We start from the raw sequence: 18,397 nt of genomic DNA, 5'->3' as shown, positions 1-18,397 counted from the left end.
CACTGAAAAAACACAGAGGAACGGCCATGACCCTGCGTTCGGAAATCCTGGTGAACAAAAACGTCCTGCCCACCGCGGAACAGGCCCTGCCTGGCCGCGAAACCCCGATGACCCTGCCCGAGTTCCACTACGTGTTCGAAGGCACCCCGCTGCTCGGCCCGTTCTTCGAGGGCGACATCGACTTCGCGATCTTCGGCCTGGGCTGCTTCTGGGGCGCCGAGCGCCGCTTCTGGCAGCGCGAAGGCGTGGTCAGCACCGTGGTCGGCTATGCCGGCGGCTTCACCCCCAACCCCACCTACGAAGAAGTCTGCTCGGGCCTGACCGGCCACACCGAAGTGGTGCTGGTGGTGTTCGACAAGAACCGGGTCAGCTACCACGAACTGCTGGCGATGTTCTGGGAGCTGCACAACCCGACCCAGGGCATGCGCCAGGGCAACGACATCGGCACCCAGTACCGCTCGGCCATCTACTGCACCTCGCCGCAGCAACTGATCGAGGCCAAGGCCAGCCGCGATGCCTTCCAGGCCGAACTGGGCAAGGCCGGCTACGGCGAGATCACCACCGAGATCGACCAGGCACCGACCGTGTACTTCGCCGAGGCCTACCACCAGCAGTACCTGGCCAAGAACCCCGAAGGCTATTGCGGTATCGGCGGCCTGGGCGTGTGCCTGCCACCCAGCCTGCAAGGTAACTGAGCCATGATCCTGTTCCATTCGCCGTTGTCGCCGTTCGTGCGCAAGGTCATGGTGGTGCTGCACGAGACCGGGCAACTGGGCGACGTCACCCTGCAAGGCGTGAACATCAGCCCGGTGAGCGGTGACGAGCAGCTCAATGAGGGCAACCCGATCGGCAAGATCCCGGCCCTGCGCCTGGACGACGGCAGTGTGCTGCATGACAGCCGGGTGATCTGCGAGTACCTCGACAGCCGCCATGTCGGCAACCCGCTGCTGCCCCGCGAAGGCTCGGCGCGCTGGCGCCGGCTGACCCTGGTCTCCCAGGCCGACGCGATCATGGATGCCGCGGTGGGTACCCGCTACGAAACCTTCCTGCGCCCGGCGGACAAGCAGTGGGATGGCTGGGTCCAGGCACAAGGCGAGAAGATCCGTCGCAGCCTGGCCAACCTTGAACACGAGCACCTGGCGGAGCTGGCTTCGGGGTTTGACCTGGCGGCGATTGGCGTGGCTTGTGCCTTGGGGTATCTGGACCTGCGCCAACCTGATTTCGGATGGCGTGAGCAGCAGCCTGGGTTGGCGGCGTGGTATGCCGAGGTGAGCCAGCGGGCGTCGATGCTGGCGACTGTGCCGGTAGCCTGACCGGGCCCCTTCGCGGGTAAACCCGCTCCCACAGGTTAGCGACAAACCTGTGGGAGCGGGTTTACCCGCGAATGCCTTACCTCGGTATCACAGGAAACAGCAGCCCAATTTTAAGGGCCAACCACCGCCCTATCTCGCGATCCTCCCTCATCCCAACCTCCCCACCCGCGACCAGTCCAACCGACGGGTCAGCACCATGAACGCCCCCAGCAGCCCGAAGCACAGCAACGAGCCCATCAACAGCGCATAGTCCTCGGCACTGAGCAGCCCATAAAGCATGCCGTACAACGCCGCCAGCCCCGCCGCAAAGCCCACCCCGCGCCCCAGGCTGCGCAGTACATGCGCCAGGTAGAAGCCAATCAGCAGCACACACCCCGACGCCGACAGCCCATAGGCCAGGCCAAACCCCAGGTGCTCCGACAGCGACAGCAACAGCAGGTAGAAGAATGCCAGCGCCACGCCTACCAGGATGTACTGCACCGGGTGCACGCTCAGGCCCTTGAGCACCTCGAACAGGAAGAAGCCGGCGAAGGTCAGGGCAATGAACAGCAACGCATATTTGATCGCCCGCTCGCTCTTGAGGTACTGGTCGACCGGATCGACGAAGCTCACGCCAAAGGTGGTGCCCAGGAACACGTTGCATGACTGCGGGCTGACGCACTGGTCGAGAGCGTCTTCCAGGTTGGTGGCAAAGAACGAGGTCTGCCAGTGGGCGGTGAAGCCGGTGTCGTCGATGTCGCGACGAGTCGGCAGGTAGCTGCCGATGAAGCTGGGGTGCGGCCAGTTGGCGCGCATGGCCACGCTGCTGCTGCGGCCCACCGGCAACACATGCAGCTGGCCGGTGCCCTGCAGGGCGATATCAAAGCCGTAGTCGAAGGCCCGTGCCTGCTGGCCATCGAGCTGCGGCAGCGGCACATGCACCCCGGCGCGCATCCAGTCCAACCCGGTGCCGGCCTCGAAGGCCAGTTGCTGGTCGTCGAACTTCAGCTCCAGGCCGCTCTCGATGCCGCGGATATCGCTGATGCCCACCACCAGGTACGGCTTGTCGAAACGGTAGTCATCGTAGTCCTTGTCGATGCCCCAGCGCTCGGGCAGCTTGAAACGGCCCTTGATGCTGCCCTTGGCGTGGAACAGCCGGGCCTGGTAGATGCCACGGGCGCGCAGCTCGGTCTCCACGCCGATGTCGGCATCCATGGTTTCCGGCAGGAAGTACAGGTTGCCATTGAGGGTGTAGGTTTCCTGAACGCTCTGGCCGTCCTTTTCGATCCAGCGGCGTTCGTACTTACGGTAGGGCACCACCACCATCGGGCCGCTGATCTGCTGCTCGAAGCTGGAACTGCGGGCGATATCGCGCAACACATCGTCACGCAGGCTCTGCCGTTCGTCGATGAGGCCGCCAATCATGAATAGCGGGATGAGTAACAGCAGGATCAGCACGGCGATGGTGCCGAGCTTGAATCCGAGGGTCTTGTTCATGGGTGAGGCTCCGTGTGCGATGGGGCCAGTGTCTGCCCGCTGCGTGGAGCCCTCAGGGAGGGAATGTGGAGATTGTGTGGAGATTGCATGTGCGGCAACCGTGGGAGCGGCGGTGCGCCGCTCCCACGGTTGCCGTCAGCTGAAGCGTCGCACCGGCAACCAGAGCCGCACCCGCACCCCACCCTCGACGTTGTCCACCGCCAGCGAACCCCCATGCAGCTGCATCACCTCGGCGACGAAGTTCAACCCCAGCCCGGTGCTCTTGCGCCCGGTATCCGGCCTTGGCAGTGAATAGAACCGCTCGCTCACCCGCCCCAACGCGTACTCGGGAATCGCCTGCCCCTGGTTGAACAGGCTCAGCGCCACCCGCTCGCCCTCGCGCTCCAGCTCGAACAGCAAGGCGCCGCCCTGCGGGGTGAAGTCCAGGGCGTTGTCCAACAGGTTGGCCAGCGCCTGGCGCATCAGGAACGGGTCGCACCACAGGCGCATATCTACCGGCACCCGCTGGCGCACCTGCAAGCCGGCATTGTCGATACGCGCCCCATGGGCCAGCAGCAGTTCATCGACCAGCGCCGCCAACGCCACCTGCTGTTCGTCTTCCAGCGCCTGCATCTGCTCGACCCGGGCCAGGTTGAGCAGGCGCTCGATCATCTGCTGCAGGCGCTCGCTCTCACGCTCGATATTGCCGGCGAAGCGCGCCCGCTGCTCGTCCGGCATGGGGCCCTGGAGCAGCTCCGAGGCGCCGCGGATCGCCGCCAACGGGCTCTTCAGCTCATGGGTAAGGGTGTGCACGTAGCGCTCGACATAGGCCTTGCCTTCCAGCTGCGTACGCATGCGCTCCACCGCCGTGGCCAGCTGCTGCAGCTCGCCGCCCTTGTAGTGCGGCAAGGCGGCGCGCTCGCCTTCGCTGACCGCCTGGGCATAGTGGGTGAGCCGGCGCAGCGAACGGGTCAGCCACCACGACAGCGCCGCGCCGACCAACAGACCGAGCACGATCAACCCAAGCCCAAGGGTCAGCAGGCGCTTCTCGGAGCGGTCGATGTAGGGTTGCAGCGAGCTGTTGGGCTTGGCCACCGTCACCACGCCGATGATCTGCCCGTCATCGAGGATCGGCGCCGCCACGTGCATCACCGAAGTGCTTTCGTCGTCCGGGTCGCTGCGGGTCGAGCGCGCGCCGTACTGCCCGCGCAGGGTGAGGTAGACATCGTTCCAGCGCGAATAGTCCTTGCCCAGGGCCTGGCCGCTGGAATCGAGCAACACGATGCCCTTGGCGTCGGTGACATAGATGCGGTGGCTGACCTGGTTCTTCGCCAGCCCCCAGATCTGCGCGCTGGGGCGGCGCTCGCCGTAGGACTGCAGCACCTGCGACAGGCGGCTCTGGTTCAGGGTGCCGTGCTTGACGTCGTCATGGAGGATTTCCGCCAGCAGGTTGGCGGTGTCGACCAATGTCTCCTCGGAGGACTGGCGCACCACCGGGCGGATCTGTTCGCGCACGGTATTGAGCAGAAAATAACCGGCCAGCCCGACGAACAGGAAATACACCAGGAAGATGCGAATCCCCAGGCGCATCAGGCGTGCTCCGGGCTGTAGCTGTAGCCCAGGCCGCGGTGGGTCTGGATCGGTTCGGCGTCGGCGGCCACCTGGCGCAGCTTGGCGCGCAGGCTCTTGATATGGCTGTCGATGGTGCGTTCGTAGCCCACGTCCGAGGCCACGCCCAGGCCATCGAGCAATTGCTCACGGCTGAACACCCGCCGCGGTTGTTCGAGCAGGCATTGCAGCAGGCGGAATTCGTGGCGGGTCAGCGCCAGCGCCTGGCTGCGATAGACGATACGCATGGCCAGGCTGTCGAGCTGGAACGGCGTGCTGTCGGTGGCCGGCTCGCTGCGTGGCGCCATGCGCTTGAGGATCGCCCTGACCCGGGCCGCCACTTCGCGCGGGCTGAACGGTTTGACTACGTAATCGTCGGCACCGATTTCCAGGCCCAGCACGCGGTCGATCTCGGCGTCGCGGGCACTGAGGAACATCACCGGCACCTCGGTGAAGCGGCGCAGTTGGCGGCAGGTTTCGAAGCCGCTGATGTCCGGCAGGCCAATGTCGAGGATCACCAGGTCCGCCGGGCGCAGGCGCTGCTGCTCGAGCGCGGCACTGCCCAGGGTCACCCATTCGGTGCTGTGGCCGTCGGCCTGCAGGGCGTACACCAGGGTGTCGGCGATGGCGGATTCGTCTTCGACGATGAGGATGTGGGGCATGGCGTCCGGCCTTGCTGGGGGCAAAGCTGGATTCTTAGGGGATTCAAGGGCCGTGGCAAGCAGCGGGATGTGGGTTGTGCGCACCGGCCTCTTCGCGGGTAAACCCGCTCCCACAGGAATCGCCCAATCTTGTGGGAGCGGGTTTACCCGCGAAGGGGCCGGTGAGGTTACTGAAGACTCAGCAGCTCGGCTTGCCCGCAGTGAATTTCTCCGCCGGGTTCACCGCTGCCTTGAACTTCTTCAACGCCTTGGCGCCGACCAGCAACGGATAGTTGAAGTTGCTGCGATCGACCAGGTTGACCTCAACGGTGCGCTTCACGTCACCCAGGCACAGCTCCAGGTCGACCACCGGGCGGCGGGACAGCTCGGGGGCATCGCCCTCCTCGTCCTCGTCGGCGCGGTTCTTGATCTTGCTGATGCGCGAAACCTCATGCTCGTAAACCTTGCCATCGGCGTCCTTGGTCGCCAGGCGAAAGCGCACCCATTCCTTGCCGTCACGGCTGAACAGCTCGATATCCTTGGCCGACAACGACGCGGTGTAGGCACCGGTGTCCATCTTGGCTTTCAGGGTTTCGCCGATCTCCGGCAACTTGATGTTCTCGTAACGGCCGTAGAGCGTGGGCTCGGCGGCCATGACCGGCAACGCCAGCAGGGACAGCAGGGCAAGCAAGGGTTTCACGGGGCAGGCTTCCTTGAGAGGGGTCAGTGCTTAGACTGCGCGGGCAGGATAGGTTCGTTGCCACAGGTTAAACAACACAATGTGAAACATTTGTGCCACTTAATGGACGTACGACGTTTGGCGTAGGCCCCTGGGCTGCTTATCATTGCCGCCCGTACCTTTCACACAACAAGAGTTCCCTTATGCGTCGCCTGCTGACCGGCCTGCTCACCACCACCCTGCTGCTGCTCAACACCCTGGTGATGATCGGCCCGCTGCTGGTTTTCGCCCTGCTCAAGCTGGTGCTGCCCGGGCGCGGGCGCGACTATGCCTCCGCCGGGGTGATGTGGATGGCCGAAAGCTGGTCGGAAGTCGACAAGGCCATCTTCGCCCTGTGCATCCCCACCCAATGGGAGGTGCGCGGCGTCGACACCCTGCGCCAGGACACCTCGTACCTGTGCATCAGCAACCACCAGACCTGGGTCGATATCCCCGCGCTGATCGAAAGCCTCAACCGCCGCGTGCCGTTCTTCAAGTTCTTCCTCAAGAAGGAGCTGATCTGGGTACCGCTGCTGGGCCTGGCCTGGTGGGGGCTGGACTACCCGTTCATGAAGCGCTACAGCAAGGCCTTCCTCGACAAGCACCCGGAGCTCAAAGGCAAGGACCTGGAAATCACCAAGGCCGCCTGCGAGCTGTTCAAGCGCCAGCCGGTGACCGTGGTCAACTACCTCGAAGGCACCCGCTTCACCCAGGCCAAGCATGCCCAGCAGCAGTCGCCCTACCGCCACCTGCTCAAACCCAAGGCCGGCGGCGTGGCCTTTGTGCTGGCGGCGCTGGGCGAACAGCTCGATGCGTTGCTGGACGTGACCATCGTCTACCCGGGCAACAAGGCCCCGGGGTTCTGGGACCTGCTCAACGGCAGCATCAGCCGGGTGATCATCGACATTCGCGTGCGTGAGCTGGACCCGGCGCTGTGCGCGGGGGATTACGAGAACGACCCGGAGTTTCGCCAGACGGTGCAGGCTTGGGTGAACCAGCTGTGGGTGGAGAAGGACCAGCGGATCGAGGAACTGCGGGCTGAGATGCGCTAAGCCTGGTCCGGCCTCTTCGCGGGTAAACCCGCTCCCACAGGGACAGCGGCGCCCCCTGTGGGAGCGGGTTTACCCGCGAAGAGGCCAGCAAAAAAAACGCAAATTCCCGATTAAAATCCAGATTAATAATCGACATTAGCAACTCTTTGTTTGTCACCACCCGCCCTGGTGGATAAAAATCGATCAACCACAACTACAAAAAAGCCAGGATCGATCGATGGCAACCCAACCTTGCTCCGCCCCCGCGCAACTGCGCCGTGTCCTGGGCCTGCCCGCCCTGGTGTTCTTCGGCCTGGTGTACATGGTCCCGCTGACCATCTTCACCACCTACGGCATCGTCACCGAGCTGACCGGCGGCCGCACTGCCGGCGCCTATCTGGTCACCCTGCTGGCCATGCTGTTCACCGCCACCTCCTACAGCTTCATGGTCCGCCGCTTCCCCGTCGCGGGCTCGGCGTACTCCTACACCAACATGGCCTTCGGCCCTAACGTGGGCTTCCTGGCCGGCTGGTCGCTGCTGCTCGATTACCTGTTCATCCCGATGATCAACTACCTGCTGATCGGGCTGTTCCTCAACATCGCCTTCCCGGCCATCCCGGCCTGGGCCATCGTGCTGGCCTCGATCGCCCTGGTGACGGTGCTCAACGTGATCGGCATCCACTCGGTGGCCAAGACCAGCAACCTGATCGTCGGCGCGCAGATTGTCTTCATCGGCGTGTTCGTCGCCCTGTCGTGGCAGGGCCTGGCCGGGCAGCCGGTGGATTTGCTGGCGCCGTTGCGCGGCGATGGCAGCGCACCGGGCTTTGGTGCGTTGATGGCGGGGGCGGCGGTGCTGTGCCTGTCGTTCCTCGGCTTCGACGCCGTCTCCACCCTGGCCGAAGAATGCAAGGACGCCCGCCGCGACGTGCCCCGGGCGATCATCCTCACCACCCTGGGCGCCGGCCTGCTGTTTACCGTGCTGGCCTATGTCAGCCAGCTGGTGCTGCCGGGCAGCCACTTCGCCAACGCCGATGCGGCGGCCAACGAAGTGATGCTCAAGGCCGGCGGGCAGTTCCTCGCCAACTTCTTCACCGCCGCCTTCGTCGCCGGCAGCCTGGGCTCGGCGCTGGCCTCGCAGGCGGCGGTGTCGCGCATCCTGTTCACCATGGGCCGCGACCGTGTGCTGCCGCAGCGCAGCTTTGGCTATCTGTCGCCGCGCTTCGGCACACCGGTGTTCGCCACCCTGCTGGTGTCGGCGTTCTCGCTGCTGGCGTTGGTGATCGACCTGGCCACCCTGGCCTCGCTGATCAGCTTCGGCGCGCTGGTGGCGTTCTCGGCGGTGAACCTGGCGGTGGTGAAGACGCACCTGGTGAATGAAAGCGCGCATCGCAACCTCAAGGGGTTGCTGCGCTATGGCGCGGTGCCGCTGGTGGGATTGGGCTTGACCCTGTGGCTGTGGACCAGCCTGTCGGCGCTGACCTTGGTGATTGGCCTTTGCTGGTTTGCCCTGGGGCTTGCCTACTTGGCCGTGCTGACCGCTGGCTTCCGTCGCCCAGTGAGCCTGGTGGACTTCTCCGAAGTCGCCTGACGGTAAATGTGTGCTGGCTGCACCGGCCTCATCGCCGGCAAGCCGGCTCCCACAGTTTCACCGCAGCACTTAAGGACGGTGATTTCTCTGTGGGAGCCGGCTTGCCGGCGATAGGGCCAGCAGCGGCCCTGCAAACCCCTCAGACCGATGGCTGGGCCAACGGCGCCGGCGTTGCCCACAAATTCCCCAGGTTCTGCAGCAACGACCCGGCAATCCCCTGCTGCCCCAGGTATTGCAGGATCAACGGCGCAAACTGCCCGATCATCCCGGTATCCAGGCCCAGCGCCTTGAACGCGGTATCCAGGTCGTTGCGGTTCTGCACCTCACCACCCAGCGCATTGCCCAGCGGCGAGTCGGTCTTGCCGTTGCCCAGCAACTGCCCCAGGCCGCTCAACCCGCCCAATGCACTGGCACCCGACAGCAAGTCCAGCCCCGGCACGGCCTTGGTCAACTGGCCGTAGTCATCGCCGCTGAGGTTGTTGCGCGCCAACCCCAGCATCGCCCCGGCGCCGCCGATGGCCTGCTCGGGGGTGATCTTCAACTCGCTGCCCAAGGTGTTGAGCAGGTTGGCCTGGGCCGCAGGTGCCTGCACCTGGGCGCCCTGCTCCTGGTTTTGCGTGGCGGATACCGCGTTGGCGACGTCGCTGAGGTTGAAGGCGAACACCGGGCTTGCGGCCAGGGTCATCAGGGTTGCCAGGGTGAATGCTTTCATCGGGAGGGACCTCGTCGGCCGGAATGGCCGGGAAACGAGGGGTTTGACTGGAGGTTTGAACCTTTGTTCCGGGCCGATTGTCGGCGCTGTTCGGGCTGGACGATACCTCGCAGCATGGCGCAAGCAGGCATGAAAAAGCCCCTCGGCAAGAGGGGCTCTTTTCACTTCACATCCGTTACGCCGCGCCCCACATCTTGTGCGGGTCGATCACGAATTTCTTCGGCACGCCGGCATCGAACTCGCCATAGCCTTCCGGCGCCTGGTCGAGGTTGATCACCTGCACGCCCACCACTTCGGCGATGTTGATGCGGTCCCACATGATCGCCTGCATCAGCTGGCGGTTGTACTTCATGGTCGGGGTCTGGCCGGTGTGGAAGCTGTGCGACTTGGCCCAACCCAGGCCGAAGCGGATGCTCAGCGCGCCGATCTTGGCAGCAGCATCCACTGCGCCCGGGTCTTCGGTCACGTACAGGCCAGGGATACCGATGCTGCCGGCCACACGGGTGACTTGCATCAGCGAGTTCAGCACGGTGGCTGGCGCTTCATGCTTGGCGCCTTCGTGGCCGTGGCCACGGGCCTCGAAGCCTACGGCATCGACGGCGCAGTCCACTTCTGGCTCACCGAGGATGTCGACGATCTGCTCGTGCAGCGGGGTGTCCTTGGACAGGTCGACCACCTCGAAGCCCTGGGACTTGGCGTGGGCCAGGCGGGCCGGGTTGAGGTCGCCGACGATCACGCAGGCGGCGCCCAGCAGGCGGGCAGACGCGGCGGCGGCCAGGCCGACCGGGCCGGCACCGGCTACGTAAACGGTGCTGCCTGGGCCAACGCCGGCAGTCACGGCACCGTGATAACCGGTTGGCAGGATGTCGGACAGGCAGGTGAGGTCACGGATTTTCTCCATGGCCTTGTCGCGGTCCGGCAGTTTCAGCAGGTTGAAGTCGGCGTAAGGCACCAGCACGTATTCGGCCTGGCCGCCGGTCCAGTCGCCCATGTCGACGTAACCGTAGGCGCCACCGGCGCGGGCCGGGTTGACGGTGAGGCACACGCCGGTGTGCATCTCTTTGCACGAGCGGCAGCGGCCGCAGGCGACGTTGAACGGCACGGACACCAGGTCACCGATCTTCAGGCGCTCGACGTCACGGCCCAGCTCGACGATTTCACCGGTGATTTCATGGCCCAGTACCAGGCCGACCTGGGCAGTGGTGCGGCCACGGACCATGTGCTGGTCGGAGCCGCAGATGTTGGTGGAGACCACCTTGAGGATGACGCCGTGTTCGATCTTCTTGCCGCGCGGGTCCTGCATTTTCGGGTAGTCGATCTTCTGTACTTCGACCTTGCCAGCGCCGAGATACACCACTCCACGATTGCCAGACATGCTCTTACCTCGCTTGATTTGTATTTATGCAGCGTTGGTTGAAGCGCCGCCATCCATGGGCGGCATGTGTTTCTGGAATGCAGGAATTGTGGGCCTGATGGGGGATGTCGCAGTGACTGGTTGCGACAGGGGGATGTCTTTTTGCGGCAGTTGAAAATGTGCCGGCCCTTTCGCGGGTAAACCCGCTCCCACAGGTATTGCATGGAACCTGTGGGAGCGGGTTTACCCGCGAAAGGGCCAGCGCAGGTGTTTAAAGAACGACGGTGCGATTGGCGTTCAGGAACACCCGCTTCTCAATGTGATACCCCACCGCCCGTGCCAGGGTCAGGCACTCGATATCGCGCCCCTTGGCAATCAAATCCTCGGGGTAGTGGCTGTGGTCCACCACCTCGACGCCCTGGGCAATGATCGGCCCTTCGTCGAGGTCGTTGTTGATGTAGTGCGCGGTGGCACCGACCATCTTCACGCCCTTGTTGTAGGCCTGGTGGTACGGTTTGGCGCCCTTGAACCCCGGCAGCAGCGAGTGGTGGATGTTGATCGCGCAACCGTCCAGCCGGCGGCACAGCTCGGGCGACAGCACCTGCATGTAACGGGCGAGGATCACCAGCTCCGCACCGGTCTGCTCGATCACGTCCAGCACCTTGCGCTCCTGCCCCGGCTTGTCGTGGGGGTCGAGGGCAAAGTGGTAGTAAGGGATCTTGTGCCAGTGGGCCAGGGGCTCGAGGTCGGGGTGGTTGGACACCACCGCGACCACGTCCATGGCCAGTTGGCCAATGCGCTGGCGGTACAGCAGATCGTTCAGGCAGTGGTCGGCCTTGGACACCATGATCACCACCTTGGGGCGGTGATGCGGTGCGGTCAGCTCGAAGGCCATGCCGAAGGCTTCGCTGCGCGCGGCAAGGCCGGCCCTAAAGCCGCCCTCGTCGAAGCCGTCCGGGGCGCGGAACTCCACGCGAATGAAGAACCGCCCCGACAGCCGGTCATCGAAGGAATGGTGCTCGGTGACGTAGCAGCGCTGCTCGTAGAGATGACGCGTCACCACATCGACGGTGCCGAGCATGCTCGGGCAGTCGGCAGTGAGAATCCAGGTGTCCGGTGCCCGACTCATGCTGTGTACTCCTTTAGGCTTCGATGGCCAGGCCGTATTCGGCCGATGCGTCCTGCAGCCACAGCCACCAGTAGTCGGAGAAGCTGCGGCGGATCATCAACTCCCAGGTGTCTTCGGCGGTGCGGCGGATCACCAGTTGCGACTTGGCGAACACGGTGCCCACGGCCTTGCCCACCGGGAAGTTGTTCGGGTGAACATCATAGCTGGTGGATTTCATCAGCACGTCGCGCACGTTGGGGCCGCGCAGCTCGAGCAGGGTCTGCCCGCCGCTGACGTTGACCACCTGGATGTGCTGGCCGTCGAGGGCTGCACGCAGCTTGTTCTCGATTTCCACTTCCTGGCCGCCGGGGACGATCAGCAGGAACTCGTCCGGGCCCATCCATTGCAGCGAGGTGTCGCCGTTGGCGACCACGGTCAGGGCCACCGGCAGCTCCAGGCCCAGGGCCTTGTGCACGGCGCCGGCGAAGGCCGGGTCGTGGCCGTCGCCACGAATGGTCAGGTGGCCGAGGAATTTCTTCTCGCGCAGGGTCACGCCTGCGTTCTTGCGGCCCTTGCCGACCAGGCTGGCCAGGTCGGCGTGGTGCAGTGGCGACTGAGCCTTGGCATCAGGGCCGGGGTTTTGCTGGAAGACGTTGATAGCGCTCATTTCTTACCTGCCTTGAATTCTTGTTCGTCGAAGCGACGCGGCTTCTCGACTGAATCCACCGGCCCTATCGCTGGCAAGCCAGCTCCCACAGGGACCGCGTGAATTCCGAAATTTGCTCCGGTCCTGTGGGAGCTGGCTTGCCAGCGATGAGGCCTGGCCTGCCCCCACAAGAGCCGGGATCAAACGTTCTGCCGCTCACCCTTCGGATCGAAGAACACCGCGGAGACGATTTCCGCCTCGATCACGCTGCCATCGGCCTGTGGCGAATACACCCGCTCGCCCATGCGCTTGAGGCCGCCCTTGACCACACCCATGGCGAACGAATAGCCCAGGGAGTTGGCCGCGTAGCTGGAGGTGACGTGGCCGACCATGTCCATCGGGATCGGTTGCTTGGGGTCGAACACCAGCTGGGCGCCTTCCGGCAGCCACACCTTGGGGTCGACCGGCTTGAGGCCCACCAGCTGCTTGCGGTTGTCGCGCAGGCAGTCTTCGCGGTTCATGCCACGCAGGCCGATCCACGAGAACGGCTTGTTGCGGCCCACGCACCAGCTCATGTTCAGGTCGTCCGGGTTCATCGAGCCGTCGGTGTCTTGGCCCACGATGATGAAGCCCTTCTCGGCACGCAGCACGTGCATGGTCTCGGTGCCGTACGGGGTCAGGTTGTACTTCTTGCCAGCCTCGACGATCTGCTCCAGCACGCCCATGGCGTAGTTGGCCTGCACGTTCACTTCGTACGACAGCTCGCCGGTGAACGAGATGCGGAACACCCGGGCCGGCACGCCGCCGACATTGCCTTCCTTCCAGGTCATGAACGGGAAGGCTTCCTTGTCCATGTCGATGTCGGTCAGCTCGCTGAGCAGCTTGCGGCTGTTGGGGCCGGACAGGGTCATGGTCGCCCAGTGGTCGGTGACCGAGGTGAAGTACACCTTCAGCTCCGGCCATTCGGTCTGGTGGTACAGCTCCATCCACTGCAGCACACGGGCGGCGCCGCCGGTGGTGGTGGTCATGATGAAGTGGTTGTCGCCGACGCAGGCGGTCACGCCGTCGTCGAAGACCATGCCGTCCTCTTTGCACATCAGGCCGTAGCGGGCCTTGCCCACGTCGAGCTTGGTCCAGGCGTTGGTGTAGATGCGGTTGAGGAACTCGCGCGCGTCCGGCCCCTGGATGTCGATCTTGCCGAGCGTGGAGGCGTCCAGCAGGCCGACGCTGTCACGCACGGCCTTGCACTCGCGGGCCACGGCAGCGTGGATATCCTCGCCGGCTTTAGGGAAGTACCACGGGCGCTTCCACTGGCCGACATCCTCGAACTCGGCGCCGTTCTTCACGTGCCAGGCATGCAGGGCGGTGAAGCGCACCGGCTCGAACAGGTGGCCACAGTGCCGGCCCGCTACCGCGCCGAAGGTCACCGGCGTGTAGTTGGGGCGGAACATGGTGGTGCCCATTTCCGGGATGGTGATGCCGATCGAACGGGCGGCGATGGCCAGGCCGTTGATGTTGCCCAGCTTGCCCTGGTCGGTACCGAAGCCCAGCGCGGTGTAGCGTTTGACGTGTTCGACCGACTCGAAGCCTTCGCGGGTTGCCAGTTCGATACCGGCGGCGGTGACGTCGTTCTGCTGGTCGACGAACTGCTTCGGCCCTTTGCTGCCCTTGTCGTGCGGCACCTGGAACAGCGCCACGGTGGCCTCTTCCTTGCGCGCCACGGTTTTCGGCAGGGTGCCGACGGTGGCCTTGAAACCGGCCTCGGTGGCAGCGCGGGCGCCGCCTTCGAAACCATCGGCAATCACGTCACCGAGGGCATAGACGCCGTTGATGCCACCGACGCACTCGCGCTTCTGCGGGGCATCGCCCGGCACGAAGCCGAGGATGTCGTCACGCCATACCGGGCGACCGCCCAGGTGCGAAGCGAGGTGGACGATCGGGCTGTAGCCGCCGGAGGTGGCGATCAGGTCGCACTCGAGGGTCTCGCCTGGGCTGGTGACCTTGTGTGCCTTCACATCGATGGCGGCCACACGGGCGCCGGTGACGTGCTTGCTGCCCTTGGCCTCGACCACGGCGCTGGAGGTGAGGATGCGGATGCCCTTGGCACGCGCTTCTTCAACCAGCGAACCACGCGGGTTGTGGCGGGCGTCGGCGATGGCCACCACTTGCAGGCCGGCGTCGTGCCAGTCCAGCGCTGCGCGGTAGGCGTGATCGTTGTTGGTCGACAGCACCAGCTTGCGGCCCGGCGCAACGCCGTAGCGGCGCACGTAGGTGGAGACCGCACCGGCCAGCATGTTGCCCGGCACGTCGTTGTTGCCGTACACCAGCGGGCGCTCGTGGGCGCCGGGGGCCAGCACCACACGCTTGGCGCGCACGCGGTGTACACGGTGGCGTACCTGGCCGATCGGGGCGCGGTCGCCGAGGTGGTCGGTGAGGCGCTCGTGAATGGTCAGGAAGTTATGGTCGTGGTAGCCGTTGACCGTGGCACGTGGCAGCAGGGTCACTTCCGGCAGGCTTTCCAGCTCTTTGACCACGGCGTTGACCCAGTCGGCGGCGGGCTTGCCGTCGAGGGTTTCGCGGGTGTCGAGCAGGCTGCCGCCGAACTCTTCCTGTTCATCGGCCAGGATCACCCGGGCACCGCTGCGGGCGGCGGCCAGGGCGGCGGCCAGGCCGGCAGGGCCTGCGCCGACGATCAGCACGTCGCAGTGCTGGTTCATGTAGTCGTAGCTGTCCGGATCGTTCTGCAGCGGCGCACGGCCAAGGCCTGCGGCTTTGCGGATGTACTTCTCGTAAGTCATCCAGAACGATTTCGGGTACATGAAGGTTTTGTAGTAGAAGCCCGGCGGCATCATGCTGCCGCCGACTTTGCCGAGGATGCCCATGACGTCGTTGTTGACGTTCGGCCAGCCGTTGGTGCTGGTGGCGACCAGGCCTGCGTACAGCGCCTGCTGGGTGGCACGCACGTTGGGGATCTGGGTGGCTTCGCTGGAGCCGATCTGCAGGATGGCGTTCGGCTCTTCGGTACCGGCGGCGATGATGCCGCGGGGGCGCGAGTACTTGAAGCTGCGCCCGACGATGTCGACGCCGTTGGCCAGCAGGGCGGCAGCCAGGCTGTCGCCGGCATAGCCCTGGTAGGTCTTGCCGTTGAAGGTGAAGTTCAGCACCTTGCTGCGGTCGATACGGCCGCCGCTGGCGAGGCGATAGGTCTGGCTCATACTTTTTCCCCTTGGCCCTTGGCGGTCGCGGATGCCGCGCTTTGCTTGCCGGCAGCGGTGACTTGAGGCTTCTCGCCGATCTTGTAGGTTTCCAGAATTTCGTAGGTCACGGTGTCACGGGTGACGTTGAAATACTGGCGGCAGCCGGCAACGTGGTCCCACAGCTCGTGGTGGATGCCACGCGGGTTGTCGCGGAAGAACATGTAGGTGCCCCACTCCTCGTCGGAGCAGGCGGCCGGGTCCAGCGGGCGCGGGATGTGGGCCTGGCCGGAAGCGTGGAATTCTTCTTCGGAGCGCAGCTCGCCGCAGTGGGGACAGAAAATATGCAACATGACGGTTGTCTCCGGGTCAGTGGGCGACGGCAGCAGCGCCGTGTTCGTCGATCAGCGCACCGTTGTAGAAACGGTCCATGGAGAACGGCGCGGCCAGTGGGTGCATTTCGCCCTTGGCCAGGCTCGCGGCGAACACGTTGCCCGAGCCCGGGGTGGCCTTGAAGCCGCCGGTGCCCCAGCCGCAGTTGAAGAACATGTTCTTGACCGGGGTCTTGGAGATGATCGGGCAGGCGTCCGGCGAGGTGTCGACGATGCCGCCCCACTGGCGGTTCATGCGCACGCGCGAGAGGTTGGGGAACATCTCGACGATGGCCTGCAGGGTGTGTTCGATCACCGGGTACGAGCCGCGCTGGCCGTAGCCGACCCAGCCGTCGATACCGGCACCGATCACCAGGTCGCCCTTGTCGGACTGGCTGATGTAGCCGTGCACGGCGTTGGACATGATCACGCTGTCGATGATCGGCTTGATCGGCTCCGATACCAGGGCTTGCAGCGGGTGCGATTCCAGCGGCAGGCGGAAGCCCGCGAGCCTGGCCATGTGCCCGGAGTTACCGGCGGTGACCACGCCGACGCGCTTGGCGCCGATGAAGCCTTTGTTGGTTTCCACGCCGATCACGGCGCCGTTCTCTTTACGAAAGCCAATCACTTCGGTCTGCTGGATCAGGTCCACGCCCAGGGCGTCGGCGGCACGGGCAAAGCCCCAGGCCACGGCATCGTGGCGGGCCACGCCGCCACGGCGCTGCACGGTGGCACCGAGGATCGGGTAGCGGGTGTTCTTCGAGCAGTCCAGGTAGGGGATCTCGGCCGCGACCTGGGCAGTGTTGAGCAGCTCGCCATCGACGCCGTTGAGGCGGTTGGCGTTGACCCGGCGCTCGGAGTCGCGGATGTCCTGCAGGGTGTGGCACAGGTTGTACACGCCGCGCTGGGAGAACATCACGTTGTAGTTGAGGTCCTGGGACAGGCCCTCCCACAGCTTCATGGCGTGCTCGTACAGGTGCGCCGACTCGTCCCACAGGTAGTTGGACCGCACGATGGTGGTGTTACGGGCGGTGTTGCCGCCGCCCAGGTAGCCTTTTTCGATCACGGCAACGTTGGTGATGCCGTGCTCTTTGGCCAGGTAGTAGGCGGTAGCCAGGCCATGGCCGCCACCGCCGACGATGACCACGTCGTAGACCTTTTTAGGGGTTGGCGTGCGCCACATGCGCTGCCAGTTCTCGTGGTGGCTGAGGGAGTGTTTGAAGAGGCCGAAGCCCGAGTAGCGTTGCATGGTCGTTTACTCCACTCAGCGGTAAACAGGGAAGTCTGCGCACAGGGCGGCGACGTTCTTGGCCACATCGGCTTCGACGTCAGCGTCGCCGAGGTTGTCGAGGATGTCGCAGATCCAGCCGGCCAGCGCCACGCACTGGGCCACCTTGAAACCACGGGTGGTGACGGCCGGGGTGCCGATGCGCAGGCCCGAGGTGACGAACGGCGACTGCGGGTCGTTCGGCACGGCGTTCTTGTTGACGGTGATGTGCGCGCGGCCCAGGGCGGCGTCGGCATCTTTGCCGGTAAGGCCCTGGCGAATCAGGCTGACCAGGAACAGGTGGTTGTCGGTACCGCCCGAGACCACATCGAAGCCACGGTCGATGAACACCTGGGCCATGGCCTGGGCGTTTTCGATGACCTGCTTCTGGTAGGCCTTGAAGCCAGGCTCCAGCGCTTCCTTGAAGCACACGGCCTTGGCCGCGATCACGTGCATCAACGGGCCGCCCTGAGCGCCGGGGAAGACCGCGGCGTTGAGCTTCTTCTCGATCTCTTCGTTGCTCTTGGCCAGGATCAGGCCGCCACGTGGGCCGCGCAGGGTCTTGTGGGTGGTGGTGGTGACCACGTCGGCGAAGGGGATCGGGTTCGGGTACAGGCCAGCGGCGACCAGGCCGGCGACGTGGGCCATGTCGACGAACAGCAGGGCACCGACCTTGTCGGCGATCTGGCGGAAGCGTGGGAAGTCGAGGGTCTTGGAGTAGGCCGAGAAGCCGGCGACGATCATCTTCGGCTTGTGCTCGACGGCCAGGCGCTCGACTTCGTCGTAGTCGATCAGGCCGGTAGTGGTGTCGATGCCGTACTGCACGGCGTTGTACAGCTTGCCGGAGGACGACACCTTGGCGCCGTGGGTCAGGTGGCCGCCGTGGGCCAGGCTCATGCCCAGGATGGTGTCGCCGGCCTGCAGCAGGGCCAGGTACACGGCGCCGTTGGCCGACGAGCCGGAGTGCGGCTGCACGTTGGCGTAGTCGGCGCCGAACAGCTGCTTGGCGCGCTCGATGGCCAGCGCCTCGACCTTGTCGACGTGCTCGCAGCCGCCGTAGTAGCGCTTGCCCGGGTAGCCTTCGGCGTATTTGTTGGTGAGGCCGCTGCCTTGGGCCTGCATCACGCGCTTGCTGGTGTAGTTCTCCGAGGCGATCAGCTCGATGTGATCTTCCTGGCGCTGTTCCTCGGCATTCATCGCCGCCAGCAGTGCGTCGTCGTAACCCTGGATCTGGTCTTGCTTGCTGAACATCATGTATCTCCCGGCAGCGATCGTTTCTTGTCTGTAGAGGGACTTGTCACCCTTTGCAGCGATGGTATGACCGGGCCGGGGGGCACAGATGCCTGCGCGCGCCTTGCAATGGCGCGTTTACGACATTGGCTGCAGGGTTT

16 protein-coding genes are annotated in these 18,397 nt (G+C 64.9%); 4 read left to right on the top strand and 12 right to left on the bottom strand.

From position 1 onward, the window contains the following. The first annotated feature begins 26 nt into the window (after positions 1-26). Positions 27-695, top strand: a complete 669-nt coding sequence (gene msrA, locus ACQ4N9_RS24410; RefSeq protein ID WP_390966236.1) for a peptide-methionine (S)-S-oxide reductase MsrA — start codon at positions 27-29, stop codon at positions 693-695. Between the two features lie 3 nt (positions 696-698). Continuing rightward, positions 699-1,313: a glutathione S-transferase gene (locus tag ACQ4N9_RS24405; RefSeq protein ID WP_390966238.1), complete on the top strand. Its 615-nt coding sequence runs from the start codon at positions 699-701 to the stop codon at positions 1,311-1,313. A 147-nt stretch (positions 1,314-1,460) separates the two neighbouring features. On the opposite strand, the gene creD is transcribed toward ACQ4N9_RS24405, so the two are convergent. The 4 genes from creD to ACQ4N9_RS24385 all read right to left on the bottom strand — a co-directional run bounded on the left by creD (position 1,461) and on the right by ACQ4N9_RS24385 (position 5,717). Continuing rightward, a complete protein-coding gene (creD, locus tag ACQ4N9_RS24400) occupies positions 1,461-2,789 on the bottom strand; it encodes a cell envelope integrity protein CreD (RefSeq protein ID WP_390966240.1) in 1,329 nt (442 codons plus the stop codon). 135 nt (positions 2,790-2,924) lie between these two features. After that, positions 2,925-4,358, bottom strand: a complete 1,434-nt coding sequence (gene creC / locus ACQ4N9_RS24395) for a two-component system sensor histidine kinase CreC (protein WP_125857161.1) — start codon at positions 4,356-4,358, stop codon at positions 2,925-2,927. Beyond that, the gene (creB, locus tag ACQ4N9_RS24390; RefSeq protein ID WP_125462289.1) at positions 4,358-5,038 is read right to left on the bottom strand and encodes a two-component system response regulator CreB; all 681 of its coding nucleotides are present in this window, start codon (positions 5,036-5,038) and stop codon (positions 4,358-4,360) included. Before creB ends, creC begins: the two co-directional genes overlap by 1 nt. 178 nt (positions 5,039-5,216) lie before the next feature. Beyond that, a complete protein-coding gene (locus ACQ4N9_RS24385) occupies positions 5,217-5,717 on the bottom strand; it encodes an ATP-dependent zinc protease family protein (RefSeq protein ID WP_125857160.1) in 501 nt (166 codons plus the stop codon). A gap of 182 nt (positions 5,718-5,899) precedes the next feature. Between ACQ4N9_RS24385 and ACQ4N9_RS24380 the strand changes: the two genes are divergently transcribed. Beyond that, positions 5,900-6,787, top strand: coding sequence for an acyltransferase (locus ACQ4N9_RS24380; protein WP_390966243.1), 888 nt, complete (start codon positions 5,900-5,902; stop codon positions 6,785-6,787). A gap of 217 nt (positions 6,788-7,004) precedes the next feature. Next, on the top strand, positions 7,005-8,354 hold the full coding sequence (locus ACQ4N9_RS24375) for an APC family permease (protein ID WP_258644161.1): 1,350 nt from the start codon (positions 7,005-7,007) through the stop codon (positions 8,352-8,354). Between the two features lie 139 nt (positions 8,355-8,493). Here ACQ4N9_RS24375 and ACQ4N9_RS24370 read toward each other — a convergent pair whose 3' ends face one another. The 8 genes from ACQ4N9_RS24370 to ACQ4N9_RS24335 form a co-directional block, all read right to left on the bottom strand. After that, positions 8,494-9,066 (bottom strand): DUF2780 domain-containing protein, encoded by a 573-nt coding sequence (locus ACQ4N9_RS24370; protein ID WP_125857156.1) that lies wholly within the window; start codon positions 9,064-9,066, stop codon positions 8,494-8,496. 175 nt (positions 9,067-9,241) lie between these two features. Beyond that, positions 9,242-10,441, bottom strand: coding sequence for a formaldehyde dehydrogenase, glutathione-independent (fdhA, locus tag ACQ4N9_RS24365; protein ID WP_016393294.1), 1,200 nt, complete (start codon positions 10,439-10,441; stop codon positions 9,242-9,244). 250 nt (positions 10,442-10,691) lie between these two features. Then, complete coding sequence (gene purU, locus ACQ4N9_RS24360; RefSeq protein ID WP_323830147.1) at positions 10,692-11,549, bottom strand: formyltetrahydrofolate deformylase; 858 nt, start codon at positions 11,547-11,549, stop codon at positions 10,692-10,694. A 13-nt stretch (positions 11,550-11,562) separates the two neighbouring features. Next, the gene (locus ACQ4N9_RS24355) at positions 11,563-12,195 is read right to left on the bottom strand and encodes a sarcosine oxidase subunit gamma (RefSeq protein ID WP_390966247.1); all 633 of its coding nucleotides are present in this window, start codon (positions 12,193-12,195) and stop codon (positions 11,563-11,565) included. Between the two features lie 179 nt (positions 12,196-12,374). Beyond that, entirely contained in the window at positions 12,375-15,389 is a 3,015-nt protein-coding gene (locus tag ACQ4N9_RS24350; RefSeq protein WP_390966249.1) for a sarcosine oxidase subunit alpha, read from the bottom strand. Then, positions 15,386-15,721, bottom strand: coding sequence for a sarcosine oxidase subunit delta (locus tag ACQ4N9_RS24345; RefSeq protein WP_110992278.1), 336 nt, complete (start codon positions 15,719-15,721; stop codon positions 15,386-15,388). The genes ACQ4N9_RS24350 and ACQ4N9_RS24345 overlap by 4 nt, the downstream gene beginning before the upstream one ends. 16 nt (positions 15,722-15,737) lie before the next feature. Continuing rightward, entirely contained in the window at positions 15,738-16,988 is a 1,251-nt protein-coding gene (locus tag ACQ4N9_RS24340; RefSeq protein WP_110992277.1) for a sarcosine oxidase subunit beta family protein, read from the bottom strand. Positions 16,989-17,003: 15 nt separating this feature from the next. Further along, positions 17,004-18,257, bottom strand: a complete 1,254-nt coding sequence (locus ACQ4N9_RS24335; protein WP_110992276.1) for a serine hydroxymethyltransferase — start codon at positions 18,255-18,257, stop codon at positions 17,004-17,006. Positions 18,258-18,397 lie beyond the last annotated feature (140 nt).

Origin of the sequence: Pseudomonas sp. ES1 (assembly GCF_050586605.1) — a bacterium.
Taxonomy (GTDB): Bacteria; Pseudomonadota; Gammaproteobacteria; order Pseudomonadales; family Pseudomonadaceae; genus Aquipseudomonas; species Aquipseudomonas sichuanensis.
The sequence above is the reverse complement of the archived record's forward strand: the minus strand, read 5'-3'. Positions and strand labels throughout refer to the sequence as shown.